Source organism: Devosia sp., assembly GCF_024707125.1.
Classification (GTDB): domain Bacteria; phylum Pseudomonadota; class Alphaproteobacteria; order Rhizobiales; family Devosiaceae; genus Devosia.
In genome coordinates this window covers 98,358-122,055 of record NZ_JANQAH010000013.1, presented here as the reverse complement: position 1 = coordinate 122,055, position 23,698 = coordinate 98,358, and the positions used below count along the sequence as shown (strand labels likewise).

Annotated in this window: 24 protein-coding genes, 2 tRNA genes and 1 pseudogene; 17 read left to right on the top strand and 10 right to left on the bottom strand. The window is 62.8% G+C overall.

Annotation, left to right across the window (positions count from 1 at the left end; translation table 11 throughout):
• Positions 1-58: 58 nt before the first annotated feature.
• Both NVV77_RS21455 and NVV77_RS21450 read right to left on the bottom strand, forming a co-directional pair.
• Positions 59-451, bottom strand: coding sequence for a GFA family protein (locus tag NVV77_RS21455; protein ID WP_295416733.1), 393 nt, complete (start codon positions 449-451; stop codon positions 59-61).
• A 3-nt stretch (positions 452-454) separates the two neighbouring features.
• Entirely contained in the window at positions 455-1,321 is an 867-nt protein-coding gene (locus NVV77_RS21450) for a LysR family transcriptional regulator (RefSeq protein ID WP_295416731.1), read from the bottom strand.
• 98 nt (positions 1,322-1,419) lie between these two features.
• On the opposite strand from NVV77_RS21450, the gene NVV77_RS21445 reads away from it, so the two are divergent.
• Positions 1,420-2,424: a putative sulfate exporter family transporter gene (locus NVV77_RS21445; RefSeq protein ID WP_295416729.1), complete on the top strand. Its 1,005-nt coding sequence runs from the start codon at positions 1,420-1,422 to the stop codon at positions 2,422-2,424.
• An 84-nt stretch (positions 2,425-2,508) separates the two neighbouring features.
• On the opposite strand, the gene NVV77_RS21440 is transcribed toward NVV77_RS21445, so the two are convergent.
• Positions 2,509-2,583, bottom strand: a tRNA-Thr gene (locus tag NVV77_RS21440).
• 410 nt (positions 2,584-2,993) lie between these two features.
• On the opposite strand from NVV77_RS21440, the gene murA reads away from it, so the two are divergent.
• Complete coding sequence (murA, locus tag NVV77_RS21435) at positions 2,994-4,286, top strand: UDP-N-acetylglucosamine 1-carboxyvinyltransferase (protein WP_295416726.1); 1,293 nt, start codon at positions 2,994-2,996, stop codon at positions 4,284-4,286.
• 128 nt (positions 4,287-4,414) lie between these two features.
• Here the strand turns inward: murA and NVV77_RS21430 are convergent, their stop codons facing one another.
• From NVV77_RS21430 to NVV77_RS21415, 4 genes are read right to left on the bottom strand one after another with little or no spacing between them, the layout of a single operon-like run.
• Entirely contained in the window at positions 4,415-5,551 is a 1,137-nt protein-coding gene (locus NVV77_RS21430) for an ABC transporter permease (RefSeq protein ID WP_295416724.1), read from the bottom strand.
• Positions 5,548-6,486: an ABC transporter ATP-binding protein gene (locus tag NVV77_RS21425; RefSeq protein ID WP_295416721.1), complete on the bottom strand. Its 939-nt coding sequence runs from the start codon at positions 6,484-6,486 to the stop codon at positions 5,548-5,550. The genes NVV77_RS21430 and NVV77_RS21425 overlap by 4 nt, the downstream gene beginning before the upstream one ends.
• Complete coding sequence (locus NVV77_RS21420) at positions 6,483-7,418, bottom strand: HlyD family efflux transporter periplasmic adaptor subunit (protein ID WP_295416719.1); 936 nt, start codon at positions 7,416-7,418, stop codon at positions 6,483-6,485. The genes NVV77_RS21425 and NVV77_RS21420 overlap by 4 nt, the downstream gene beginning before the upstream one ends.
• A complete protein-coding gene (locus tag NVV77_RS21415; protein ID WP_295416717.1) occupies positions 7,415-8,059 on the bottom strand; it encodes a TetR/AcrR family transcriptional regulator in 645 nt (214 codons plus the stop codon). The genes NVV77_RS21420 and NVV77_RS21415 overlap by 4 nt, the downstream gene beginning before the upstream one ends.
• 299 nt (positions 8,060-8,358) lie before the next feature.
• On the opposite strand from NVV77_RS21415, the gene NVV77_RS21410 reads away from it, so the two are divergent.
• From NVV77_RS21410 to NVV77_RS21355, 12 genes and pseudogenes are all read left to right on the top strand, one after another.
• Complete coding sequence (locus tag NVV77_RS21410; RefSeq protein WP_295416715.1) at positions 8,359-8,793, top strand: DUF2948 family protein; 435 nt, start codon at positions 8,359-8,361, stop codon at positions 8,791-8,793.
• 232 nt (positions 8,794-9,025) lie between these two features.
• A complete protein-coding gene (hisD, locus tag NVV77_RS21405; RefSeq protein ID WP_295416712.1) occupies positions 9,026-10,318 on the top strand; it encodes a histidinol dehydrogenase in 1,293 nt (430 codons plus the stop codon).
• Between the two features lie 8 nt (positions 10,319-10,326).
• A pseudogene (locus tag NVV77_RS21400) lies at positions 10,327-10,800 on the top strand (UPF0262 family protein); the annotation flags it as partial.
• A gap of 6 nt (positions 10,801-10,806) precedes the next feature.
• Entirely contained in the window at positions 10,807-11,286 is a 480-nt protein-coding gene (locus tag NVV77_RS21395) for a hypothetical protein (RefSeq protein ID WP_295416913.1), read from the top strand.
• A 75-nt stretch (positions 11,287-11,361) separates the two neighbouring features.
• Positions 11,362-11,580: a translation initiation factor IF-1 gene (gene infA, locus NVV77_RS21390; protein ID WP_035082742.1), complete on the top strand. Its 219-nt coding sequence runs from the start codon at positions 11,362-11,364 to the stop codon at positions 11,578-11,580.
• A 6-nt stretch (positions 11,581-11,586) separates the two neighbouring features.
• On the top strand, positions 11,587-12,225 hold the full coding sequence (locus tag NVV77_RS21385; protein WP_056314141.1) for a Maf-like protein: 639 nt from the start codon (positions 11,587-11,589) through the stop codon (positions 12,223-12,225).
• Positions 12,225-12,392 (top strand): DNA gyrase inhibitor YacG, encoded by a 168-nt coding sequence (gene yacG / locus NVV77_RS21380; protein ID WP_295416700.1) that lies wholly within the window; start codon positions 12,225-12,227, stop codon positions 12,390-12,392. The genes NVV77_RS21385 and yacG overlap by 1 nt, the downstream gene beginning before the upstream one ends.
• Positions 12,393-12,528: 136 nt before the next feature.
• Positions 12,529-12,604 (top strand) — tRNA-Phe (locus NVV77_RS21375).
• A gap of 101 nt (positions 12,605-12,705) precedes the next feature.
• Positions 12,706-12,987 carry a YtcA family lipoprotein gene (locus NVV77_RS21370; protein ID WP_295416698.1) on the top strand — a complete coding sequence of 94 codons (282 nt, stop codon included), beginning with the start codon at positions 12,706-12,708 and terminating at the stop codon, positions 12,985-12,987.
• Positions 12,987-14,030 carry a multidrug transporter subunit MdtN gene (gene mdtN / locus NVV77_RS21365; protein WP_295416695.1) on the top strand — a complete coding sequence of 348 codons (1,044 nt, stop codon included), beginning with the start codon at positions 12,987-12,989 and terminating at the stop codon, positions 14,028-14,030. Before NVV77_RS21370 ends, mdtN begins: the two co-directional genes overlap by 1 nt.
• On the top strand, positions 14,011-15,999 hold the full coding sequence (locus NVV77_RS21360; protein ID WP_295416693.1) for an FUSC family protein: 1,989 nt from the start codon (positions 14,011-14,013) through the stop codon (positions 15,997-15,999). Before mdtN ends, NVV77_RS21360 begins: the two co-directional genes overlap by 20 nt.
• Positions 15,999-17,519, top strand: coding sequence for a TolC family protein (locus tag NVV77_RS21355; RefSeq protein WP_295416691.1), 1,521 nt, complete (start codon positions 15,999-16,001; stop codon positions 17,517-17,519). The genes NVV77_RS21360 and NVV77_RS21355 overlap by 1 nt, the downstream gene beginning before the upstream one ends.
• 34 nt (positions 17,520-17,553) lie before the next feature.
• On the opposite strand, the gene sthA is transcribed toward NVV77_RS21355, so the two are convergent.
• Together sthA and NVV77_RS21345 are read right to left on the bottom strand one after the other, a co-directional pair.
• Positions 17,554-19,023, bottom strand: a complete 1,470-nt coding sequence (gene sthA / locus NVV77_RS21350) for a Si-specific NAD(P)(+) transhydrogenase (RefSeq protein ID WP_295416689.1) — start codon at positions 19,021-19,023, stop codon at positions 17,554-17,556.
• Positions 19,024-19,175: 152 nt separating this feature from the next.
• The gene (locus NVV77_RS21345) at positions 19,176-20,003 is read right to left on the bottom strand and encodes a prephenate dehydratase (RefSeq protein WP_295416687.1); all 828 of its coding nucleotides are present in this window, start codon (positions 20,001-20,003) and stop codon (positions 19,176-19,178) included.
• 257 nt (positions 20,004-20,260) lie between these two features.
• Between NVV77_RS21345 and NVV77_RS21340 the strand changes: the two genes are divergently transcribed.
• The 3 genes from NVV77_RS21340 to NVV77_RS21330 all read left to right on the top strand — a co-directional run bounded on the left by NVV77_RS21340 (position 20,261) and on the right by NVV77_RS21330 (position 22,760).
• The gene (locus tag NVV77_RS21340) at positions 20,261-21,001 is read left to right on the top strand and encodes a cytochrome c family protein (protein ID WP_295416684.1); all 741 of its coding nucleotides are present in this window, start codon (positions 20,261-20,263) and stop codon (positions 20,999-21,001) included.
• A gap of 75 nt (positions 21,002-21,076) precedes the next feature.
• Positions 21,077-22,015, top strand: a complete 939-nt coding sequence (locus NVV77_RS21335) for a glyoxylate/hydroxypyruvate reductase A (RefSeq protein ID WP_295416681.1) — start codon at positions 21,077-21,079, stop codon at positions 22,013-22,015.
• A 73-nt stretch (positions 22,016-22,088) separates the two neighbouring features.
• Entirely contained in the window at positions 22,089-22,760 is a 672-nt protein-coding gene (locus NVV77_RS21330; protein WP_295416678.1) for a YqaA family protein, read from the top strand.
• Here the strand turns inward: NVV77_RS21330 and NVV77_RS21325 are convergent.
• On the bottom strand, positions 22,757-23,683 hold the full coding sequence (locus NVV77_RS21325) for a bifunctional helix-turn-helix transcriptional regulator/GNAT family N-acetyltransferase (RefSeq protein ID WP_295416675.1): 927 nt from the start codon (positions 23,681-23,683) through the stop codon (positions 22,757-22,759). The two genes, NVV77_RS21330 and NVV77_RS21325, sit on opposite strands and share 4 nt — an antisense overlap.
• Positions 23,684-23,698: the final 15 nt, after the last annotated feature.

Below are 23,698 nucleotides of genomic sequence, written 5' to 3'. Positions count from 1 at the left end.
CCGCATGGAACTGGATTTGAGCCAAAAGGTCAACTTTTAGCTATTTTCCCACCCTGGCCTAGTCTTCGGTCCGGCTCGCGCTGGTGCGATCGCGCTCAAAATGCCGGTCGAGCGGCAAGGGCGGCAGCCAGGCTTCGCGGCGAATGGTCCAGAGTTCATAAGTGGGCCGGAACTGATCGGGCGCATCGAGCGAGCCGAGATTGATTTCCACCTCGTCGCCGCTACGCGAAAAGACCGACGAACCGCAGCGCGGGCAGAAGCAGCGCCCAAGATAGTCGCCAACCTCTCCCGAGATCGTCACCGCCGCTTCGGGGAAAATGGCCGAGGCATGAAACAGCGCGCCATGGTGCTTGCGGCAATCCATGCAGTGGCAAATGCCGACCCGGAAGGGGCGCCCCGCAGCCACGAACCGCACAGCACCGCAAAGACACCCGCCAGCAACCTCTTCCATGCCCTAGCTCCCTTCAAGACAGAGATCGCGAAACGCCTTCACCGCCGCCGAGGGCCGGCGTTCGCGATGGTAGAGCAGGCTAAAATTGCGCTGTGGCAATTCAAAGGGCAGGATCGACAGGCGCCCCGCGGCAACAAAGGGCGCCACGACCATTTCGGACAGGGCGGCCGCGCAATCGCTGTTGAGAACGGCGTTGAGGACGGCCTCATTGGTCGGCAGCGCCAGGGCGACATCCAGCGTTGCCGGATCGACACCGAGTTTTGCCACGCCCGCCTCGAACTCCGCTCGCGTTCCAGAACCGGGCTCCCGCATGATCCAGCGGTAGTCGGAAAAGCGCGGTCGCGCGAGGGCTACTGACGGCACGGAAACGGCGACCAGCCGGTCTCGCCCAATCGGGCGGGTGGCGAGCACGGGCACGTCGACATGGCCCTCAACAATGCCCAGTTCGGCCGCACCCGAAATGACCGCTTCAGCCACGTCATTGGTATTGGCCGCAGAAAAATTGACCGTGATCCCCGGATAGCTTGACGCAAAAGCAAGGAGGCGCGCGGGCAGCCAGTAGTTTGCCACCGTCTGGCTTGCCATGACGTCAAGCGTTCCGCGCTTGAGGCCGCCGAGATCGTTGAGCGCCTGTTCGGCCTGCCGAACACGGGCCAAGGTCTGCCGCGCCTCTTCAAGAAAGGCCATGCCATCGCGGGTCAGCTCGATCCGCCGCCCGACGCGATCAAACAGCCGGACGGCGTGCACGGCTTCAAGCGCCTTGATCGCCGCGCTGGCGGCCGAAGGCGTCAGCCCGACCGCCGCGGCACCCTGGGTCAGGTGCTGACGCTCCGCCACGGCGATGAAGATGGCCAATTGCTCGATGGTCACGGCTTATACGGAAAAACTGCATGAAACATGCATGATTATGCGATGGATTCTAATGAATGCAAGCTTCATCCTCCACTGCATCCGCATTGGAGCAAATCATGCTACCGCTGCCGCAGTTTCGGCAACTCATTCCTGGCCTGACCCTATCCATAGGCATCACCTTGCTTGCCCTTCTGGCAGAGCGCCTTCAGCAGCAGGTGCTGGGCTGGGTCATGTTCGACGGGCTGGTTATCGCCATCATGGCCGGCATCGCCGTACACAGCCTCTTCGGGCTTGCGACACGCTTTCGTGCCGGCGTTCATTTCGCGGCCAAGACCGTACTCGAAGTGGCCATCGTCCTTCTTGGCGGCACGATCAGCGCCGGGGCCGTGCTGCAGATCGGGCCGATGGTGGTCGCGGCCATCATGCTGGTTGTCGTGCTCGCTTTGGCACTGAGCTATGGCATAGGCCGCGCCCTGGGCCTTGATGCGCGCCTTGCGACGCTCGTTGCCTGCGGCAATTCCATTTGCGGTAATTCCGCCATCATGGCGACGGCGCCCGTCATCAAGGCGCCGGCAGACGATGTTGCCGCCGCCATCGCCTTCACCGCAGCGCTCGGCGTGCTGGTCGTCCTGCTGCTGCCGCTCGGCTTCACGCTCCTCGGGGTCAGCGAATGGCAATATGGCGTCATTGCCGGCCTCAGCGTCTATGCCGTGCCGCAGGTCCTTGCCGCCACCGTGCCGGTGGGTGTGATGAGCACCCAGATCGGCACCCTGGTAAAATTGATCCGCGTGCTGATGCTCGGCCCGGTCGTACTCGCCCTCGGCCTCATGCAAAAAAACCGGTCGCACAGCACGCTGCCGCTCGCGACACTCCTGCCCTGGTTCATCCTGGGCTTCCTCGCCATGATGGGCGCGAGATCGACCGGCGTCCTCCCCGACGCCATCCTGCCCACGCTACACCGCGCCTCGGCCACGCTGACCCTGATCTCGATGGCCGCTCTCGGCCTCTCGGTCGACCTACGCTCGGTCATCGCCTCAGGCGGCCGCGTGCTGGCCGCAGGGGCTCTTTCGATCGTAGCCCTCATCCTCCTCGCCACCGTAACCGCCCTGATCCTCGCCTAGGCGGGCGCTTCCAGCACAAGCCGGGACGACAGCAAGACGGAACAAGGCCGCAAGGCTGGACTTCGATGATTTTTCTGGGAGAACTGGTGCTGCCGGACAGGATTGAACTGTCGGCCTCTCCCTTACCAAGGGAGTGCTCTACCACTGAGCTACGGCAGCATCGTAAAGGGCGCCGGCAGGTTTCTGCGGCGACGGGCGCTCTACTGCCATAGGGATTCTCTCGACGCAAGCGCAAAAACCGCCTATCAACTCCTCCTGTGAATCACCGATAGCCAGGAAGGCGATGAGTAAGTCGAACGAAGCTACTGCCCGCGAGCAAAGATTAGCCGCAAAGCTTCGCGAGAACCTCAAACGTCGAAAGGATCAGGCCAGGGCTCGCGCTGCCCGGGATGATGCTCCGGCACCCGAAACGATCGCGGTCAAGAAACCGTAAATCATTTTCGGGCGTATTCAGGAACGTCACATATTCGCATGAGCGCGGCTGGTCTGGCTTACGTGGCAACGAAGACCTCGCCTACCTCCTCCACAGGTAGAAGGCCCAGATAGGGCCGGTTCAGAGGAACCATTTCATGGATCGTATTCGTTTGGTCGGCGGCAATCCGCTCAACGGGGATATCGTCATTTCGGGCGCCAAGAATGCCGCCCTGCCCCTGATGATCGCATCGCTGCTCACCGATGAGCCACTGGTGCTCACCAATGTTCCCCGTCTTGCCGACGTCAAGCAGCTCGAACGCATTCTCGAGAATCACGGCGTCGATATCGCCGTGCACGGTCGCCGTCGCGGCGAATCGGATGGTGTTGGCCAGCGCATGACCTTTCATGCCGCCGACATCGTCGACACCACCGCGCCCTATGACCTTGTCTCAAAGATGCGTGCCAGTTTCTGGGTCATCGGGCCGCTGCTGGCCCGTTGCCATGAGGCTCGCGTGTCCCTGCCCGGCGGTTGCGCCATCGGCACGCGCCCGGTCGATCTCTTTCTCTTTGGCCTCAAAGAACTCGGCGCCGAGATCGATATCGACGAGGGCTATGTGGTGGCCCGCGCGCCCAAGGGCGGTCTCATTGGCAATCGCATCGTGTTCCCAAAAGTTTCGGTGGGCGCGACGCACACGTTGCTGATGGCGGCGACCCTCGCCAAGGGCACGACCGTCATCGAGAATGCGGCGCAGGAACCGGAAATCACCAATGTCGCCGAATGCCTTGTCGCCATGGGCGCCAAGATTTCGGGCATTGGCACGCGCACGCTGACCATTGAAGGCGTCGAAAAGCTGCATGGCGCGAGCGTGGAAGTCATCCCCGACCGTATCGAGACCGGCACCTTTGCCATGGCTGCGGCCATGACCGGTGGCGATGTGCTGCTGCGCGGCGCGCGCGCCGAGCATCTGCAATCGGCACTCGATATTTTGGCCCGCACTGGCGTTGATCTGACCACGGAGGCCGATGGCATCCGCGTCAAGCGCAATGGCAATGGCATTCAGCCGGTCGATATCGAGACCCATCCTTTCCCGGGCTTCCCGACCGACTTGCAGGCCCAGTTCATGGCGCTGATGACCATGAGCCAGGGCACGAGCCATGTGCGCGAGACCATCTTTGAGAACCGCTACATGCATGTGGCCGAACTCGCCCGTTTCGGCGCCGACATCGCCGTCGACGGACAGGTAGCAACCATCCAGGGCAAGTCGCAGCTCAAGGGCGCGCAGGTGATGGCGACCGATCTTCGTGCGTCGGTGTCGCTGGTGATCGCCGGCCTCGCCGCCAAGGGCGAGACAATCGTCAACCGCATCTATCACCTCGACCGCGGCTTTGAGCGTCTCGAAGACAAGCTGTCGCGCTGCGGCGCAGAGATTGAACGGCTGGCTGGCTAGTGCGCGGCCCGAAGGGCAAAATCGCTCCGGTGGAGCGTTTCTAGCGCGCTAGGCCATGAGAGCTACGCTCGAATGGCGGGCGATCGTAAAAGCAAAAAGGCCCGGTGCTTGCGCCGGGCCTTTTTGTTTCAGTCGAGTGTCTGCCTGTAGCGCAGCATGGCGATCACCGTGATCACCAGCACGATCACACCGAGCGCGGTCAGCTCCGAAGTGACATCGAATGTGCCCGCGCCCTTCAGCATCACCTTGCGAATAAGCCGGATGAAATGCGTAGCCGGTACGCCGGTGCCGATGGCCTGAGCCCAGCCGGGCATGCCGGCAAAGGGGAACATGAAGCCCGAGAGCAGGATCGAGGGCAGGATGGTGAAAAAGCTCAACTGCATAGCCTGCATCTGGTTTTTCGCCACGGTGGAAATGAGAAATCCCAGCGCCAGATTGCCCAGGACAAACAGATTGAAGCCGAAGAAGAAGGCCGTGAACGTGCCGGTGAACGGGACCTGGAACACGGCAAAGGCGGCGACGAGGAAGACCGCAGTCTGCACATAGCCGACGAAAACATAGGGCAGGATTTTGCCCAGCATGACTTCCAGAGGTGTCACCGGGGTGGAGATCAGCATTTCCATCGTGCCGCGCTCGCGCTCCTTCACGATGGCGACGGCCGTGATCATCACCATGGTCATCGAGAGGATGATGGCAAGCAGACCCGGCACGATATTGGTCGAGGTCTTGCCCTCGGGATTGTATTGCCGGTGGACGATCACCTCGAAGGGCAGCAGCGCCCCGGCTGCGGGCGACAGTGGCCCCGTGAGCGTCTGAGCGATGGCGCCATTGACGATGCCGCTCATGGCTGCCGCAGCGCCGCTGACGGCCGAAGGGTCGGAAGCATCGGCGGCGATCAGAAGATTTGGCCGGAGACCGCGCACGACGTCGCGCTCGAAATCGGCTGGGATGACGACAACGAAATTCGCCTCGCCCCGGCGCAGCGCTTCCTCGCCGGCATCGGGGCCGCGGACCTGGCCGATGAAATCGAAATATCCAGACGTATCCATGCCCGCCAGCAGCGCACGGGTCAGCGGGCCGTCATCATTGACCTCGACCAGCGTCGGCAGGTGTCGCGGGTCGGCATTGATGGCGAAGCCGAAGAGCATGAGCTGGATGATGGGCAGGCCGATCATCATACCGAAGGTGACGCGGTCGCGCCGCATCTGGATGAACTCTTTCCAGAGCACGGCGACGAAGCGGCTCAATGAGAAGCGCAGGTTCATGCCGCGTCCCGCGAGAAATTATCCCGCGCCCCCGCCATGAGATAGATGAAGGCCTCTTCAAGCCCCGCCGGCACCTCGCTCCAGCGCTGTCTTTTGTCACTTTGGAATTTTTCCACCGTGACCGCCAAAGCCGCAGCGTCCGTGCCCGAGACATGGAGGGCCGAACCGAAGCGCGCCACCTGGTCGACGCCCGGCTGGTCCTTGAGCCGCTCTTCGAGCGCCACCAGTTCCGGCCCCTCGGCCCGCCAGGTGGTCAGTCCCACCATGGTCGGAATCTCAGTCGCTCGCCCGTCGATCAGCTTTTTGCCATAGGCGATATAGGTGATGAAATCGCACTGAATGGCTTCGTCCATATAGTGCGTCGACACCAGCACGGTGACGCCGGCCTTGGACAGCCGCCGGATCTCATCCCAGAAATCGCGCCGCGCCTTGGGATCGACGCCGGCCGTGGGCTCGTCGAGCAGCAGCAGTTTGGGATCGTGGATGAGACAGGCCGCCAGCGCCAGCCGTTGCTTCCAGCCACCCGAGAGCGTCCCGGCCAATTGCCCTGCCCTGTCGGCGAGCCCCAGATCAGCCAATGCGCCATCGACGCGGCTCTTCCGGTTCTTCACCCCATACATTCGCGCCACGAAATCAAGATTCTCGCGGATGGTGAGATCCTCATAGAGGCTGAACTTCTGGGTCATATAGCCCACCTCAGCCTTGATCTTCCCCGCCTCGCGCCGCACGTCGAAGCCGAGACACTGCCCCTCCCCCTCATCGGGCAGCAGCAGGCCGCAAAGCATGCGAATGGTTGTGGTCTTGCCCGAGCCATTGGGGCCCAGAAACCCATAGATGGCGCCCTTGGGCACGGCGATGTCGAAGTGATCGACCACGGTCTTGTCGCCAAAACGCTTGGTCAGCCCGCGCACATCGATGACGCGTTCCTCGCTCATGGCCGCACGGTGACCGGCTGGCCCGGCTGCAGCTTTGCCGCATCATCGAGCCGCGCTTCGACGAGATAAACAAGCCGGCTGCGCTCCTCGGTCGAATAGATCACCGGCGGCGTCGTCTGCGCCTCGCTCGCGATATGCACGACAGTCGCCGCCATATCGGCGCAGCCATCGCAGGTGACGGTCACCGCCTGCCCGACGGAAAGGCTCGACCGCGCCGTCTCCGGCACGAAGAACCGCGCCTCGAGCGCCTTGTCCGGCAGGATGGAGGCAATCGGCGTCCCCACGGCCGCCACTTCGCCCACCGCATAATAGAGTTTTTCAATGACACCCGCGGCCGGCGCATGCACTTGCCGTTCGGAGAGATTTATCCGCGCCCCTTGAGCATCGGCCTCTGCCGCGGCGAGATTGGCCTCCGCCGCCACCTGCTGGCCCGAGCGCGCCGGCAGTTCCGCCACCGCCAATTGCGCCTTCAATTGGCTCACCTGCGCCTCGGCCGAAGCCACCGCATTGCTGTCCACCTCGACCTTGGCCGCCGAAACCGTGCCCGCCTTTTCAAGCTGCTCGCTGCGCGTGAGATTGGTCCGCGCCAGCCCCAGATCCGCCTCGGCTTTGCTCAGCGAAGCGCGGATGACATCGAGTTCTTCGCTGCGGCTGCCGGTTTCAAGATTTTCGAGCGTCGCCCGCGCCGCCGCCACGCGCGCCTCGGCCGCCGACAGCAGCGCTTGTTGCTGGCTCTGGTCGAGCACCAGCAGGAGGTCGCCTTCGGTCACCGCCTGGCCTTCGGCCACCGCAATTTCCGTGATCCGCCCCGCGCTCACCGGCGCGACATAGACATAGTCGGCCTCAATATAGCCGGTGAAACCAGCGGGCCCGGCATCGTGCGCGAAGAAGGCGAGAACGGCCGCCAACAGACCGCCGAAAAAGTCGCTCATGGCGTCTCCTCTCCGCCCGCAGGCGAAATGCCGTGAAACAGAATATCGAGGTGATTTTCCACCAGCCGGTCGAGCGCCAGCCCCTCTTCAGGCCGCATGCCGAAAACTTCGCTCAGCGCCACATGGGCCACGATGGGCCCGACAATCGAGCGCACGGTCATTTCCGGATCGACCTTTCGCAACTGCCCCGAAGCGACGCCGCGCGCCACCAGCGCCGTCAGTGCCGGAATCACCTTGCCCAACACTTCGCGGCGATAGAGTTCGGCAATGGCGGGAAAATTCATGATCTCGCGCAGGATCAGCCGCGGTACCGCAAGATTATTGGGATCAGACAGCAGGTTTTGCAGCGTATGCACCAGCATGGCGATGGGCAGGCGCGGATCGCCTTCAAACTGGGCCATATCAGGCACCGCCCGTTCGGCAATCGGGGCCACCGCGCGCCGGACAATGCCCTCCATCAGCGCCTCCTTGGAGGGAAAGTAGAGATAGACCGTGCCCTTGGAGACGCCCGCGCGCCGCGCCACCTCGTCCACCTTGGTCGCGGCAAAGCCTTTCTCGGAGAACACAGCCAAAGCCGCATCCAGCATTTCATCCGGCCGCGCCTCGGCCCGCCGGCGGAATTTCTTGTCGGTGTTGTTCATGAGGATGAGTATAACTGACTGACTGGTCAGTTATCAAGTGACATTCGCTGACACTGCTTGAGCGCCGTCGAGGGGCATCAACCCGCCTCCCCTTTCCATCGTCACCACCGGGCTTGTCCCGGTGGTCCACGCGGAGGCGAGATGGATTGCCGGGACAAGCCCGGCAATGACGACGGATGGGAGAAGGCTGCGCCAAGACAGGTGGCGATGACGCTCCCCAATTGCCCCCGTCCCCTCAAGCTTGTAGATCAGCCCCTGCATGACCAAGTGTGGCAGAACCAATTTCGCGAGCTGACCCTATGACCGATCTCAAGCTACTGGCGCTTGATACTGAAGATCTCGCCGTGCTTTCCGCCCATGTGCAGGATGCCGTCGTGCGCACCGTCGACATGGGCTATGCCCGCGGCGACCGGCGCTTTGCCCTGTTGATGAACCGCTACGACTGGACCGAAGACAAGCCACGCAGCAAGGGCCTCCGCAAGCGCTCCGGGCTGCATTTCGACCGCGTCGAAAATGTCGCCTATGCCGGCTTCGATCCGGCCTCGCCCGAAGGCGTGCTCAACCTCCTGGCGCTGACCTTTACGCCGTCCCCCGATGGCGTTTCCGGCGTGGTGGAAATCACCTTTGCCGGCGGCGGCACGGTGCGGTTGACTGTGGAGGTGCTTGAGGCACGGCTGGCTGATCTTGGCGCCGCCTGGGCCGCGGCGGCAAAGCCGGCACATAAGCTCGATTGATTTCTAGAAAAGGCCCCCTCACCCGCCGGCTACGCCGTCGACCTCTCCCCCAAAGGGAGAGGTGAAGAAGGGCTCCCCGTCGCGGAGCGACACCTCTCCCTTGGGGGAGAGGTCGGCCCGCAGGGCCGGGTGAGGGGGCCTTCCAACACGCCCTGCCCCATTCCCCCTTGCGATCAAACTCCCCATCGGGATAGATCGCATCACTCCACTTCGCCGCTATCCCGGACCGCCAATGCCTCTACGCCTCGACAGCGCCGCTGATGATTTCGAGTCCCGCTTTGTCGAGCTGCTTGCCAGCAAGCGCGAAGCCTCCCAGGAAGTGGGCGATATCGTCGCCGGGATCATCGCCGATGTGCGCGCCCGTGGCGACGAAGCCGTGGCCGAGCTGACCAACAAGTTCGACAAGGCCGGCGTCACCCCGCAAACCCTGCGCTTTTCGGCCGAAGAAATCGCCGAAGCCGCTGCCCGCGTCACCCCAGATGTCCGCGAGGCGCTGCAGACCGCGCATGATCGCATCAAGTCGCATCACGAGCGGCAGATGCCCAAGGATGACATCTATACTGATGCCCTCGGCGTCACGCTCGGCTCGCGCTGGACCGCCATCGATGCCGTCGGCATTTATGTCCCCGGCGGCCTCGCCTCCTACCCCTCTTCGGTGCTGATGAATGCCGTGCCGGCCAAAGTCGCCGGCGTCTCGCGCATCGCCATGGTCGTGCCCACGCCCAATGGGCAACTGGCCTCGGCCATTCTCTGCGCCGCTCAAATTGCGGGCGTGACGGAAATCTACCGGGTCGGCGGCGCCCAGGCCGTAGCCGCCCTCGCCTATGGCACCAGTGCCATTGCTCGCGTCGACAAGATCATGGGCCCCGGCAACGCCTTCGTCGCGGCAGCCAAGCGGCAGGTGTTCGGACAGGTCGGCATCGACCTCATCGCCGGCCCATCGGAAGTGCTCGTCATTGCCGACCACTCGGCCAATCCCGCCTGGGTCGCCGCCGATCTCATCGCCCAGGCCGAACATGGCGGCGGCGCCCAGTCGATCCTCGTCACCACCGATGAAAAATTGGCCGATGCCGTAGAGGCCGAAGTCGACCGGCAGTTGAGCCTCCTCCCCAAGGAATCCATCGCTCGGGAAGGCTGGGACGAATTCGGCGCTGTCATCACCGTCGATTCGCTCGAAACCGCGACCAACCTCGCCAATCGTATCGCCTCCGAGCATGTGGAGCTGGCGATCGACGACCCGCAATCGCTTGTCCCGGCCATTCGCCACGCTGGCGCGATCTTTCTGGGCCACCACACGCCCGAAGCCATCGGCGACTATGTCGGCGGCTCCAACCACGTCTTGCCCACGGCCCGCTCGGCGCGCTTTGCTTCGGGCCTCGGCGTGCTCGATTTCGTCAAGCGCACTTCAATCTTGGGCTGCACGCCCTCATCGCTCTCGGCCCTCGCCGAAGCGGCGGTCACCATCGCCGAAGTCGAAGCGCTCGATGGCCACGGGCGCTCCATTTCGATTCGGCTCAACCGTTGAGCATTTCGATGGGCACAAGCGAGGCGGCATCCAGCACCAATCGTCTGGTCACCGTCACGCTCGACCCCAATACGATCACCTCGATCAATCCCGACGAGGTGCACGAATGGCGCATCGCCATTTATGACCTCCTCGAATCCAACAGCTTTCGTCCCGCCCGCGTTGCCGCCGAAGGCCCCTATGCGCTCCACGTCTCAATCATCGGCAATTCCATCGTGCTCGACGTGCGCCACCCCGAAACCTTCCAGCCGATCGCTGCGCATTACATTTCGCTGACCCCGTTTCGCCGACTGATCCGCGACTATTTTCGTATTCGCGATGCTTATTACGAGGCGATCCGCTCCGCCCAACCGTTCCAGATCGAAACCGTCGACATGGCGCGACGCGGCATGCACAACGAGGCGGCCGAGCTTTTGCGCACGCGGCTCAACAACAAGATCATCATCGATCTCAACACGGCGCGGCGCCTTTTCACCTTGATTTGCGCCGTGCAGCCCTATGCAAGCCGCATCGATGAAGCGACGAGCGAACTGCCCTCGGTGCTATTCGTCTGCTCGATGAATTCGGTGCGTTCGCCGATTGCCGCAGCCCTCGCCCGCCAATCCTTCCCCGGCCGCATCATCGCGCGCTCGGTTGGCGTCAATGGCGGCAAGGCCGATCAGTTCGTGCATGAGGTCATGGAAGAAATCGGCATTGATATGTCGATCCATACGCCCCATATTCTCGATGAGCTCGTTGCCAACCGCTTCGATCTCGTCATCACCCTGTCCGATGACGCCCCCGATGCAGTGGCCCGCAAGGGTCTCGAGGCCGGCGAAATCGAACAATGGACGGTGCCGGACCCTTCGCTCGTCGAAGGCAGCCGCGAGGTAGTTCTGTCGGCCTATCGCGAACTTCGCGACGGTCTCAGACGCCGCGTTCGCACTCGTTTGGAACCATTGGTTTCCGGTAGTTCACAAAGCCACTGATTTGCAGTAGGTTCCGCCCAAATTTGCGGCCGCCGCCGAGCAGTTTCGCTCGCGGGGGTCTTCCCAGGAGAAAGTATGGCCAAAGAAGAAGTGCTCGAATTCCCGGGCGTGGTCACCGAATTGCTTCCCAACGCGACCTTCCGGGTCAAGCTGGAAAACGAACACGAGATCATCGCTCACACCGCCGGCCGCATGCGCAAGAACCGTATCCGCGTTCTCGCCGGCGACAAGGTGCTGTGTGAAATGACTCCGTACGACCTGACCAAGGGTCGCATCACCTATCGTTTCAAGTAAAGCGTCATGGCCAGCCGTCCGGAACTGATCCTGGCCTCCGCCTCGCCGCGCCGGCTTGCACTGCTCAACCAGATCGGCATCGAGCCGGAGCATCTGGTTCCGGCCCATGTCGACGAGACGCCCGAAAAAGGCGAATTGCCGCGCAAGCTTGCCGGTCGCCTTGCCGAACTGAAAGCTCTCACCGCCCAGCACAAGGCCCGCGTCGCCGGTTTCGGCTCCGACGCTCTTGTCCTTGCTGCCGATACGGTGGTGGCCGTCGGTCGGCGCATCCTGCCCAAGGCCGAGACCATGGAAGAGGCATCCGATTGCCTCCGCCTGCTCTCGGGCCGCGCGCACCGCGTCTATACCGGCGTTACCCTCCTCACGCCCTCCGGCGCCAAGCGGCAGCGCATCGTTGAAACACGCCTGCGCTTCAAGCGCCTCTCTACCCGCGAAATGGAAGCCTATCTCGCCAGTGCCGAATGGCGCGACAAGGCGGGTGGCTATGCCATCCAGGGCATTGCCGGCTCGTTCGTCGTAAAACTCTCGGGCTCCTATTCCGGTGTCGTCGGCCTGCCGCTCCATGAAGTCACCCAACTTCTCGCCGGCGAAGGCTATCCCGTGCATTTCAACTGGCTCAATCAGTCGAGCCTGACGGGCGTCTGATGGACCCGCAAAAGAAATGCCCGATCTGCGGCAAGCCAGCGGTCGACAAGTTCAAGCCCTTCTGCTCAAAACGCTGTGCCGATGTCGATCTCAATCGCTGGCTCACCGGCTCCTATGTCATCCCCGCGCGGGATGACGAGCCGCCCGTCGAAAACGATGACGAATAGGCACTTTGGCCGGGCTCGCGGGTAACAGTCTGCTAACGAACTAGCCTCTTTATCCACATGACGTTTTCGCGCTTGCGCGCACAAAAACGATCTCCTATAAGGCCCGTGGCTCGCAGCCGATGGCTCGCGAAAAGATGCCCGAGTAGCTCAGTTGGTAGAGCAGCGGATTGAAAATCCGCGTGTCACTGGTTCGATTCCGGTCTCGGGCACCACTTCCCAATCTTCATTGTCTCTCAACGTTCTAGCCCTTCCGCTCTTGCCGGTTGCGTTTTCGCGCGGGTAAATCAGCAGGAACCAACGGGAGGCCACCCCGATGCTGCCACGCGCAATCCGCCCTGCCGCTGCCATCGCGGGCGCCCTGACTCTCGCCGGTTGCAGTGCCGCCGGCGGCCCTCCCTCCATTCCCATCTTCGGATCCTTTTTTCCCGCCTGGATCATCTGCGCCGTTGGCGGAATTGTCGTCGCCGTGATCATCCGCGCGCTGCTGATCGCCCTCAGGATCGACGAACATTTGCCAGCGCCACCATTGGTTTACCTGTGCCTTGCCATCAGCGGCGGCATCGGCTTCTGGATGATCTGGTCGGGAGTGGCGTGATGCGCGCGATCTTGGGAAAAGCCATTGGCTATGCTGTTTTCATCGGCACCGCGGTGATGATCTACCTCGCCTGGAGCGCCGGACTTGCCAGCCCGCGCTCGGACGTGGCGGAGATCGAAGCGCCGGTCATCCAGATTTCCTCGACCGTGCCAGGCCGGATCATTTCCATCGCCGTCACCAACAATGACGCGGTCAAAGCCGGTGACATTCTTTTCCAGATCGACCCCGAGCCCTACCGCCTGCGGCTCGAACAGGCACAGGCGGAACTGCGCGCCACCCAGTCGGAACTGGCGCAGGGCGAACGCAATATCGCCACCGAACAGTCCAATGCCGACGTGGCGCAAAAGCAGATCGAGCGCGCTCAGTTCAATGCCGACCTCGCGCGGCAAACCCTGGAACGGTTGGAGCCGCTGCTCGACCGGGGTTTTGTGACGGCGCAGCAGGTGGACCAGGCCCGCACGACCTATAACGACTCTCTCGTCAGCCTCGACCAGGCACTGCAGCAATCGCAGGGCGCGAGCCAGGTGATCGGTACGCTCGATACACGGCAGGCGCAGGTTGATACGGCGACCGCAACGGTGGCCCTGGCCCAGCGCGATCTCGACAATACCACCGTGCGGGCGCCGTTTGACGGCATCGTCACCGGCCTCACCATGCCGGCGGGACAATATGTCATCACCGGGCAGACGGTCTTTGCCATGATCGACACGTCCCAATGGGAGGCCGTCGCGTTTTTCCGCGAAACCGAACTACCCAATATTGCCGTGGGCGATGCGGCCGAAGTCTTCGTCATGGCCAATACGCGCGTGCCGGTGCGGGGCACCGTGTCCGCCATCGGCTGGGGCGTGCGCTCGGCCGATGCCGCCACCATTCTGGGCCTGCCGATCGTTTCGAACTCGCTCAACTGGGTGAAAGTGGCCAAACGCTTCCCGGTCTATGTGGAGCTGCACGAGCCACCGACTGACCTGATGCGCGTGGGGGCCTCCGCAGTCGTTGTGATTCAGGGCGCGGCGGACGCAGATGATGACGGCGACGCGCACTAGATACGGCCTTACCGCGCTGCTCCTTGACGAGCTGCGCCCCTATGAGGGCCGGCTGGGTGCCTCGCTGCGCATGGCGTTGTGCTGTGTGCTCGTTGTGGTTCTGGCGATGAGCCAGCAGGTGCCTGAGGCCGCGCTCTCCTGCTATCTCATCTTCTTTGCCAGCCGCGACAATGCGGCGAGCGGCATTCTGATCGCCATTGCCCTGATCATTGCCGCCTCGGTGGGGATCCTCCTGGGGCTCGTCTTCCTGCAATTTGCCGCTGACGAGCCGATGCTGCGGCTCGGCTTCATGGCCGCCTTCACTTTTGGCGGCATGTATTTTTCCGTGGCCACTCGCGCCGGTCCGATCGCGGCAACCGTGGGTTTTGTCTTCGCCTTCGTGATGACGCTCTACGATTTCGTGCCCATTCCCGAACTGCTGTCGCGCGGATTGAGCTGGATGTGGGTGGTGGTGTTCTTCCCCATGGCGGTGCTCATTCTGGTCAATGCGCTGATTGGCCCCAATCCTGCAACGCTCGTCAGAAAGTCGATCGGCAAGCGCTTGAGGGCCAGCGCGGCGCTGCTGAGGGGCGAGGCTGGCGCTGACGCAGAGGCGCGGGAACTGCTGGAAGAACCGGCGGGCGAACTCGCCTCCCCGGCGCGTCTCGGTGCGCTCTTTGGTTTCCATTCCAAGGCGGAAGCCCAGCGGTTGGGTGCCATGATGCCCGAGGTGCAGGCACTGCTGGTGGAGGCACTGGCGGCGGGAGAGGATCGGACACTGGCGCAGGGGCTGGATCGACTTGCCCGGACTATCGAAGAGCGGCGTGATTTTGAACCCGGCTGGCGTCTTTGGGCAGCGTCAGGGAGCACGGCACCCTTGGCGAAGCGGGTCGAGAATCTCGCTGACCTTTGGTCGGGTCGCGTCCCCCTGCCCGAGCCGGAAAAGGCAGCGGCGGAGCCGGCCGACACGTTCACCAACCCGGCCTATATGCAGTTTGCGCTCAAGACCATGCTGGCGGTGTTCATCACCTATGGCATCTACACGGCGCGCAACTGGTTCGAAATCCACACCGCCATGATCACCTGCTTCTATGTGGCGCTCGGAAGCACCGGGGAAACGCTGCACAAGGCCGCCCTGCGCATTGCCGGATGTCTCATCGGGGCGGCAATGGGCATTGCCAGCATCGTCTTCCTCATGCCGCACATGACCGATATCGGCCATTTGCTGCTGCTGGTGGCTGCGGGTAGCTTTGTCGCGGCCTGGGTCGCGAACGGGTCGAGCCTGGTCCAATATATGGGCTGGCAGATGGCCCTGGCCTTCTTCCTCTGCGTGCTGCAGGGTTTTGGTCCGGCCTTTGATATCGACGTGGCGACCAATCGCATCCTCGGCATTCTGATCGGCAATGTGGTGGTCACCGTGGTTTTCCTCTGGCTCTGGCCGCTCAGCGTCAGTGCAGGAACGGCGCTCCATCTCGGTCGTGCGGTGCAGGGGCTCGCCGATGCGCTGCGCCGGGCCGGCGGCAATCTTGCCGGCATCCTCCCCGAACTCGATGCGGCGCGGCGCCTGGCGCGCCTTTCCGCTTTCGAGGCCTCGCGGCTGCGCGTCCGCTCGCCGCTGCTGCCACATGCAAAAACCATCATGGCTGCGAGCGAGGAAGCAACATCGGGCATAGCCCGGCTACGCCTTCTTCGCGATCGTCCGCGCTACCTTTTTGGCGCGCCGCGCTGTGTGAAAGCAGCAACGCTTGCACAGGAAGCGTCCGCCGCCCGGTTTCTGGACGATGCCGCCTGGGCTATTCTGGCGCCCGAACCTGAGGCAATGACCATGCTCGACCAGTCGCTGTCCCGCTCATTCGATACTCTTGCGCGGCTTGAGCGTCAGCTTGCACATGCGCCGCGCCGGGCATCCTGGCGTCGAGATCTCGAAGCGACGGCCCGGTCCTATCGCGACCTGCTTGAGGGATTTTCCCGTACAGTTGGAGCGCTCTGATGCCAGGCGCTCAACTCATGACCCGCTTCGCCGCAGTGTTACTGGTCATTGTGCTGGCGGCCTGTTCCAGTTCTGCGCTCAATCTGGCCTCAAAAAGCGCAACGACACCCTATCGGGGCATGGCCGGGCAGCCGGCGGCTGATCCGGGCGTCGCCGACTATGGCGTCACGCCCGACCCCAATATGCCGATCGCGATTGCGGCGCCAAAGCTCGACCCCAATCACAGCTATAGCCTGCCCGAACTCATCAATATCGCGCAGCTCGCCAATCCGGCCACGCAAGCCGCCTGGCAGCGGGCGCGCGAGGCCGCGGCGGCGACGGGCATAGCCGAAGCCTCCTATCTGCCAATCATCACCGCGGACGTGCTGGCCGGCTACGCCGTAACCTCCAATACAGCGCCCGGGATCGATGGGCTGCTCATCACTGTCCCGAATGGCACGATCACCACATCTGGCGCACAGGCGGTGCCATCGCTGGCGGTCAAATGGCTGCTGTTCGATTTCGGTGCGCGGGACGCGGCGCTGGCAGGCGCCCAACAGCTCTCCTTTGCCGCCAATGTCGGGTTCAACGCGGCGCATCAAAAACTGATCTATGATGTCAGCAGCGCCTTCTTCCAGTTTAGCGCCGCACGGTCGCAGACGCGGATCGACCGTGAGGCGCTGAACAATGCCAAGGTGGTGCTGGAGGCCGCCGAGGCGCGGCTGGGCCAGGGCGTCGCGACCACGATGGAAGTGGCCCAGGCCAAGCAGCAGGTGGCCCAGGCCGAATTCGATCTGACCGGGGCCAGCGGTCGTGAGCGCAGCACCTATTCGATCCTGCTCGGCGCCATGGGTATTTCGCCCACGACATCGATCAAGGTGCAGGACCTCGCCGGAAAATCCCTGCCGCGACAGGTACCGACCAATCTCGACCAGTTGATCGTCGCTTCCCTGCAGCGCCGGCCTGATGTGCAGGCCTCGCTGGCGCAGATGAAGGCGAGCGAACAGGGTATTGCTGCAGCCCAGGCGGAGTTCCTGCCCAAGGTGGCGGTAACAGGCACGGTCAACCGCACCTTTGGCAGCTATTCGATCAGCGACAGCCGGTTCGGCTCGACGGCGACGCTGGATGTCAATCAGCCCAATGCCGCCGTTCTTCTGGGCGTCACCATGCCGATCTTCGACGGTGGCATGCGGGAGGCGCGCATGGATGCTGCCGTGTCGGCGGCGGCGGCCTCACAGCACGATTTTGCCCGGCTGCAGAGCGTTGCAGCGCAGGAAATCGTCGTCGCCTATGACGTGCTGAGGACGAGCCTGTCGGCCAATGCCGCAGCGGCGGAACTGGTGAACGCAGCGCAGACCAATTACGAAGCGGCGCTCGACTATTACAAGAACGGGCTCGGGACACTGGCCGATATCAGCGTGGCGCAAACCGGGTTGCTGAAGGCCCAATATGCGCAGGCGCAGGCCCGCAGCGACGCTTTTGTCGCCGCGGCGACCCCGGCCTTTGCCACCGGCAGCCTGACAAACGCGAACAGTCTCTAGGGTATTTGTTCTGTCGCGCTTTCAGGCGGAGGCCTCAGGCCCCCGCTTTGCCGGCCACCTTGCGGGGCGTCACTTCGATTTCGGGCTCTTCCATGACCTCGGCGATCGGCGTGGTGCGCGGCATGCGGTTCCAGGCGTCGAGCGCGGCGATCTTGTAGGCCTCGGCCAGGGTCGGATAGTTGAAGGCATTCTCGACAAAGTAGTCGAGCGTGCCGCCCAGGTTCAACACCGCCTGGCCGATATGGATCAGTTCGGTGGCGCCTTCCCCGACGATATGGACGCCCAGGAGCTTGCGGGTATCGAGCGCGAAGATCATCTTCATCATGCCCGACTGCAGGCCCATGATGTGGCCGCGCGAGGTTTCGCGGAAGCGGGCTATGCCGGCCTCGTATGGGATGTTCTGTGCCCGCACCTGCTGCTCGGTGAGACCGACCGTGGAAATTTCCGGCACGGCATAAATGCCATAGGGGAAGAATTCCGGCGCCGGCGGCATCGGGGCGCCACAGGCGTGCAGTGCGGCGATGCGGCCCTGCTCCATCGAGGTGGAGGCCAGCGATGGCCAGCCGATGACGTCGCCGGCCGCATAGATATTGCGCACTTCGGTCTGGAAGGTCACCGGATCGACTTTCAGCCGACCACGATCTACCGGCGTGATACCGGCATTTTCGAGACCCAGATTGGCGGTCGCGCCGGAGCGACCGGCCGCATAAAGCAGCATGTCCGTGCGGATGCGCCGACCATCGGCGAGGATCGACACAGCCCAACCCTGCTCGTCGATCTCGACCTTTTCGACCTTAGTGCCGAGCCGCAGGGTAACGCCGCGCTGGCGCAGATCGTGGGTGAATTCCTCAATGATTTCGCGATCGATGAAATCGAGAATGGTGTCCTTGGGCTCGACGATAGTGACGGGCACGTCGAGCGCGGAAAAGATCGTGGCATATTCAATGCCGATGACACCGGCACCCACCACCGTCAGGCTGCGCGGTACGCGCGGCTCGGAGACGAGGCTATCGCTGTCGAGCACGGAATGGTCGTTGAACGGGATATTGGCCGGGCGATAGGGCGCGGTGCCCACGGCGATCACGGCATGGTCGAAACCGAAACGCGTCTCATCGCCATCTGGAGCCACGACCGCGATGTGGTTCTGATCGATGAAACGGGCCATGCCGCCAAACGTGCGCACCCCATTACGGTTGAACTGGTGTTCGAGAACCTCGATCTCGTGGTTGAGCGTCATCCGCAGGCGAGCGCCGAGATCCTTGCCCTCGATGTCCTTTTTGACTCGATAGGAAAGACCGTAAAAGCCGCGCTCACGCCAACCGGAAAGGTTGAGCACCGTCTCGCGCAGGGTCTTTGAGGGAATGGTCCCTGTATGGACGGAAACGCCGCCCAGACGAAGGCGATTTTCCACCACCAATACCGATTTGCCCAGCTTGGCTGCCTGCACGGCGGCGCGGCGGCCGGCCGGCCCCGAACCGATGACGATGAGATCGAAATGTTCCAAAAAAGGCCCCTGGATCCGACGGCACAGACTAAGCCGCAGAGATGACAACACGATTGCACCGGATCACGCCAGCCCAGGGATGGGCTGGCAGATATGCGCAGGGGGCACACTAGCCCAGATGTGTTACCAATCGTTTTGGAGCCGAAGCGCGATCAGTTCTGGTCGGACGCCGGATAGACGCCCAGGATGCTGAACTGGTCGGTGAAGAATTTCAGCTCGTCGAAGGCATGCTGCACACCGACATCGTCCGGGTGGCCTTCGATATCGGCATAGAACTGCGTGGCCGTGAAGGCGCCGCCGACCATGTAGCTTTCTAGCTTGGTCATGTTGACGCCATTGGTGGCAAAGCCGCCCATGGCCTTGTAGAGCGCGGCCGGCACGTTGCGCACGCGGAAGATGAAAGTGGTCTTCACCTTGGCCTGTTGCGGCGCGAGCTTTTCCTTGGGCGAGAGCACGAGGAAGCGGGTCGTGTTGTGGTCGGCGTCCTCGATATTGCTGGCGAGCACGTTGAGACCATAGATCTCGCCGGCAAAGCGCGAGGCGATGGCGGCAACCGATTTGTCGGCCTTCTGGGCGATCTCGCGCGCCGAACCGGCGGTATCGACGGCATTGATGGTGCGGAAGCCGTTTTCGGAGATGAAGCGGCGGCACTGGCCGAGGGCAACGGAAAGCGACTGGACCGCCTTGATGTCTTCAAGCGTCGCGCCCGGCACGCCGAGCAGGTTCATTTCGACGCGCAGGTAGGTCTCGCCGATGATGAAGAGGCCGCTCTCGGGCAGCAGGTGGTGAATGTCGGTGATGCGCCCATAGAGCGAATTCTCGACCGGAACCACGGCAAAATCGGCCTTGCCGGACTGCACGGCATTGAGCGTTTCCTCAAAGGTCACGCAGCCCACGAACTCTTCGCCGGGAAACACATTGGCGGCCGCGGCATGGCTGAAGGCGCCGGGTTCACCTTGAAAGGCTATTTTCTTGCTCATGGGATGTCCGTTCATCTGGCCCTGCGGGCTTTAGTCCCGGCGACTATGGGTGTCAATCGGAGGTTGCCAAGGCTAAATTGGCATGACATTGGGGGAATTGTCGCATCTGGGGATTGCCCTGTTGCGCCTCACGAGGCGTAATACTATCTTCCGCGCGCGTCGGACCGGGCTTGTTGAGGCAGGCTTTCTCTTGAAAGCCGGTAGTTGAGTTCGGTTCGTTCAATGTCCACCCGGGGATGGACCGGCAGAGAGACCAAATGGATTCGTTTGAGCTAAACAAGATTATGGGCGCCGTCCTTGGCACACTGATGTTTGTCATGGGCGTGGGCTTCCTGGCTGAGGCCATCTACCACCCAATCGAAGACCGCGGCCCGGGCTATGCCCTGCCGGAGCCGGAAGTGGCTGAAGCCGGCGGCGGCGAAGAAGCTGCGCCCGAAGTGTCCCTCGGGGTACTCCTCGCCAGCGCCAGCGCCGAACGCGGCGCCGCGGCCGTGCGCAAGTGCCAGTCCTGCCACAATTTTGGTGAAGGCGAGCCCAACAAGCAGGGCCCGAACCTCTATCACATCGTGGGCGCCAGCGAAGCGCATGCGGATGGCTTTGCCTATTCCGACGCTCTGCTTGAGCACAAGGCTGCCGGTGATATCTGGACCTATGAGAACCTCAATGAGTTCCTGACCAATCCCAAGGCCTATGCCCCGGGCACCAAGATGACCTTTGCCGGTGTTCGTTCGCCGGAAGAGCGCGCCGACATCCTGGCCTATCTCCAGACCCTGTCGCCCGAGCCCGTACCCTTCCCGGCTGCCGAGGCCGCCCCGGCCGAATCACCGGCTGAAGGTGAAGCCGCTCCGGCAGCGGAAGGCGCCGAGCCTGCTGCGCCAGCTGCCGCAACCGAGACGCCGACGACCACCGAGACTGAAACCAATGTCGAGGGTACGCCGGCTGCCGGCGGCGAGGCCACCCAGGCTCCTGCCGCTGCGCCCGCGACCACCACGCACTGAGCCTGGTTCCGGTTTCGAGCCAAAAGCACAAGCCGCGCCGAAAGCGCGGCTTTTTTCTTGAGAAGGCCCACCACCATGATGCTTCTGCACGTGACCGATGTCGACGAGGCCAGCTGGGCCGAATCCTTCCGCAAGACCCTGGCGCCCTATCCGGTCGTGCGGCGCGGTGACGATTTCGATCCTGCCGATGTGCGCTATATCTTTGTCTGGAAGCCGCAGCCGGATGCTTTTGATGGCCTGACCGGGCTTGAGGTCATCCTGTCGCGCGGAGCGGGCGTCGATGCGCTCATGCAGCATCCGCGACTGCCTGACGTGCCGATCGTGCGCTTTGTCGACGAGGACCTCAGCCAGCGCATGAGCGACTATGTGGTCGCTCATGTCACCATGCATCACCGGCAATATACGCGCTTCCACCGGGACCAGCAGGCGCGCCGCTGGAGCCAGTACTATCCGCCCGCGGCCAGCGAAACCACGGTCGGCATCATGGGCATGGGCGTTTTGGGGCAGGACGCCGCGCGTCGCCTCGTGCCACTGGGGTTTTCGCTGCGTAGCTGGAGCCGTACGCCCAAGCGGGTCGAGGGCGTCGAGTGCTTTGCCGGTGACGAGGGGTTTGAGCCGTTCCTCGCCGGCACCGATATTCTGGTCAACCTGCTGCCGCTGACCCCGGACACGACCGGCATTCTCAACACCGACACCTTTTCCAAACTGCGGCGCGGCAGTTTTGAGGGTGGACCGGTGATCATCAATGCAGCGCGCGGCGGGCACCAGCGCGAGGCCGATATCGTCAAGGCGCTGAGCGACGGCACGCTGGGCGCGGCCAGCCTCGATGTCTTCGAGGTCGAACCCCTGCCGCAGAGCAGCCCCCTCTGGGATATCGAGAACTGCTATATCACCCCCCATATCGCCGCCATTTCTGACGAAAAGAGCGGCGTGCGCTACTTTACGAAGGTGGTTGAAGACCATCGGGCAGGCAGAGGCCTCATCAATGTTGTCGACCGGGCGCGCGGCTATTGACGGAAAGTTCACTGGCCCGCGTCGAAAAACACCCTAAACCTTGTCGCGCAAGCGATTTCGTCACGGGGACTGCATGACCGATACTGCACCGGCAGCCAAACTCAGCTTCTATGATCGCCTGAAGCTGGCCACAAAGCATCGCCTGGCCGAACCCATCCTGGCGCTGCTTTGCTTTCTCGAAGCCATGATCATCCCGGTATTTCCGGAGATCATGCTGGCGCCGATGATCATTGCAGACCGCATGCGGGCCTGGCGCCTTGCTGCGATCTGCACGGTAGCTTCGGTGACTGGCGGCCTTGCCGGCTACGCGATCGGCTACTTCCTCTTCGACAGCATCGGCAAGGGCATCATCGAATTCTATGGCGCCGCCAACGGCTTTGAATCGCTGCGCCAGAGTTTTAATGACAACGGCCCGCTGATGATCCTGATCGGCGCGCTCTCGCCCATTCCCTATAAGGTCATCACCATCACCTCGGGCGTCGCAGGGCTCGATATCTGGACCTTTGTCATTTATGGCATCATCGGGCGTGGCCTGCGCTATTTCGTTCCCTGTGGGCTTTTCTACTTCTTCGGGCCGCTGGCCGGCGAATTCATCGAGAAGCACAAGAAATGGGCCGGATGGGGCATGGTCGCCCTGGTCGTCGTCGGCTTCGCCATGGCGCCGCTGCTGTTTCCCAAGGGCGATGCCAGCATGGACCTGACGCCCAATCATGCCGAGATCGAAGACGTCTATCCCGAGGGCTAAAGCTCGAGCACCCAATATTGCCCGTTGAGATCAGCGCCGAAAGAGTGGTGCCGTTCTTCCTTGGCGAGGACAAAACCGGCCTTCTGATAGATCGAGCGGGCCGAGGCGAGACAATCCTGCGTCCAGAGCATGATGCGCTTGTAGCCTGACATTTTGGCGAAGGAGACGGCTTCAGTCACGAGCCGCCCGCCGACGCCGCGTCCGCGGAACATGGGCTCGACATAGAGCATGCGCAGCTGCGCGGTGCCTTCTTCTCCATCCTCGGCGGGCAGGACGAAAACCGAGCCCGCCACTTCACCCTCGATTTCAGCCACCCACAACTGCTTGGCCGGCGTGCTGGGTGCTGCCTCGAAGTCGGCATAGATACGGGTGATGAGTGTTTCGAACTCGCCGTTCCAGCCCTGCTCAAGATGGTAGAGCACAGCCTGGCGATGAATGAGCCAGCCAATCTCGCCGACGCGGGATGAACGGAGAACGAGTGTTGTCTCCTCTGGCTCGGCGAGTAGCGCTGAAATGCGGCGCATGGAGCCGACAAGGTCCCGCTGTTCGAACGCGGTCAGGGGATCGAGCAGGGTTTCTGCCGCCGTGGCGTCGCTCATGGCATTGAAGTGTTTTGCTACTTCGCGGCCCTCACGCGTCAGCGCCAGCGGCACCGAACGCCTGTCGCCAGCACGGGGCAGAACGGCGACGATATCCTGGCTTACCAGCTTGCCGATCAAGCGGCTCAACTGCGCCCGGTCCATACCGAGCGTCTCGGCCACCATGGCGGACGTGGTCGTGCCGGCCTTGTCGAGCTCATAAATCACCCGCGCTTCCGAGAGGGTGTGCAAGGTCTGATGCATGCCCTCTTCGAGAAGCCCAATGATCCGCGTGTAGAAGCGATTGAAGGCGCGCACTTGCGCAATGTCGGCTGGTTCGGCCATGACGAAACTCCTGAA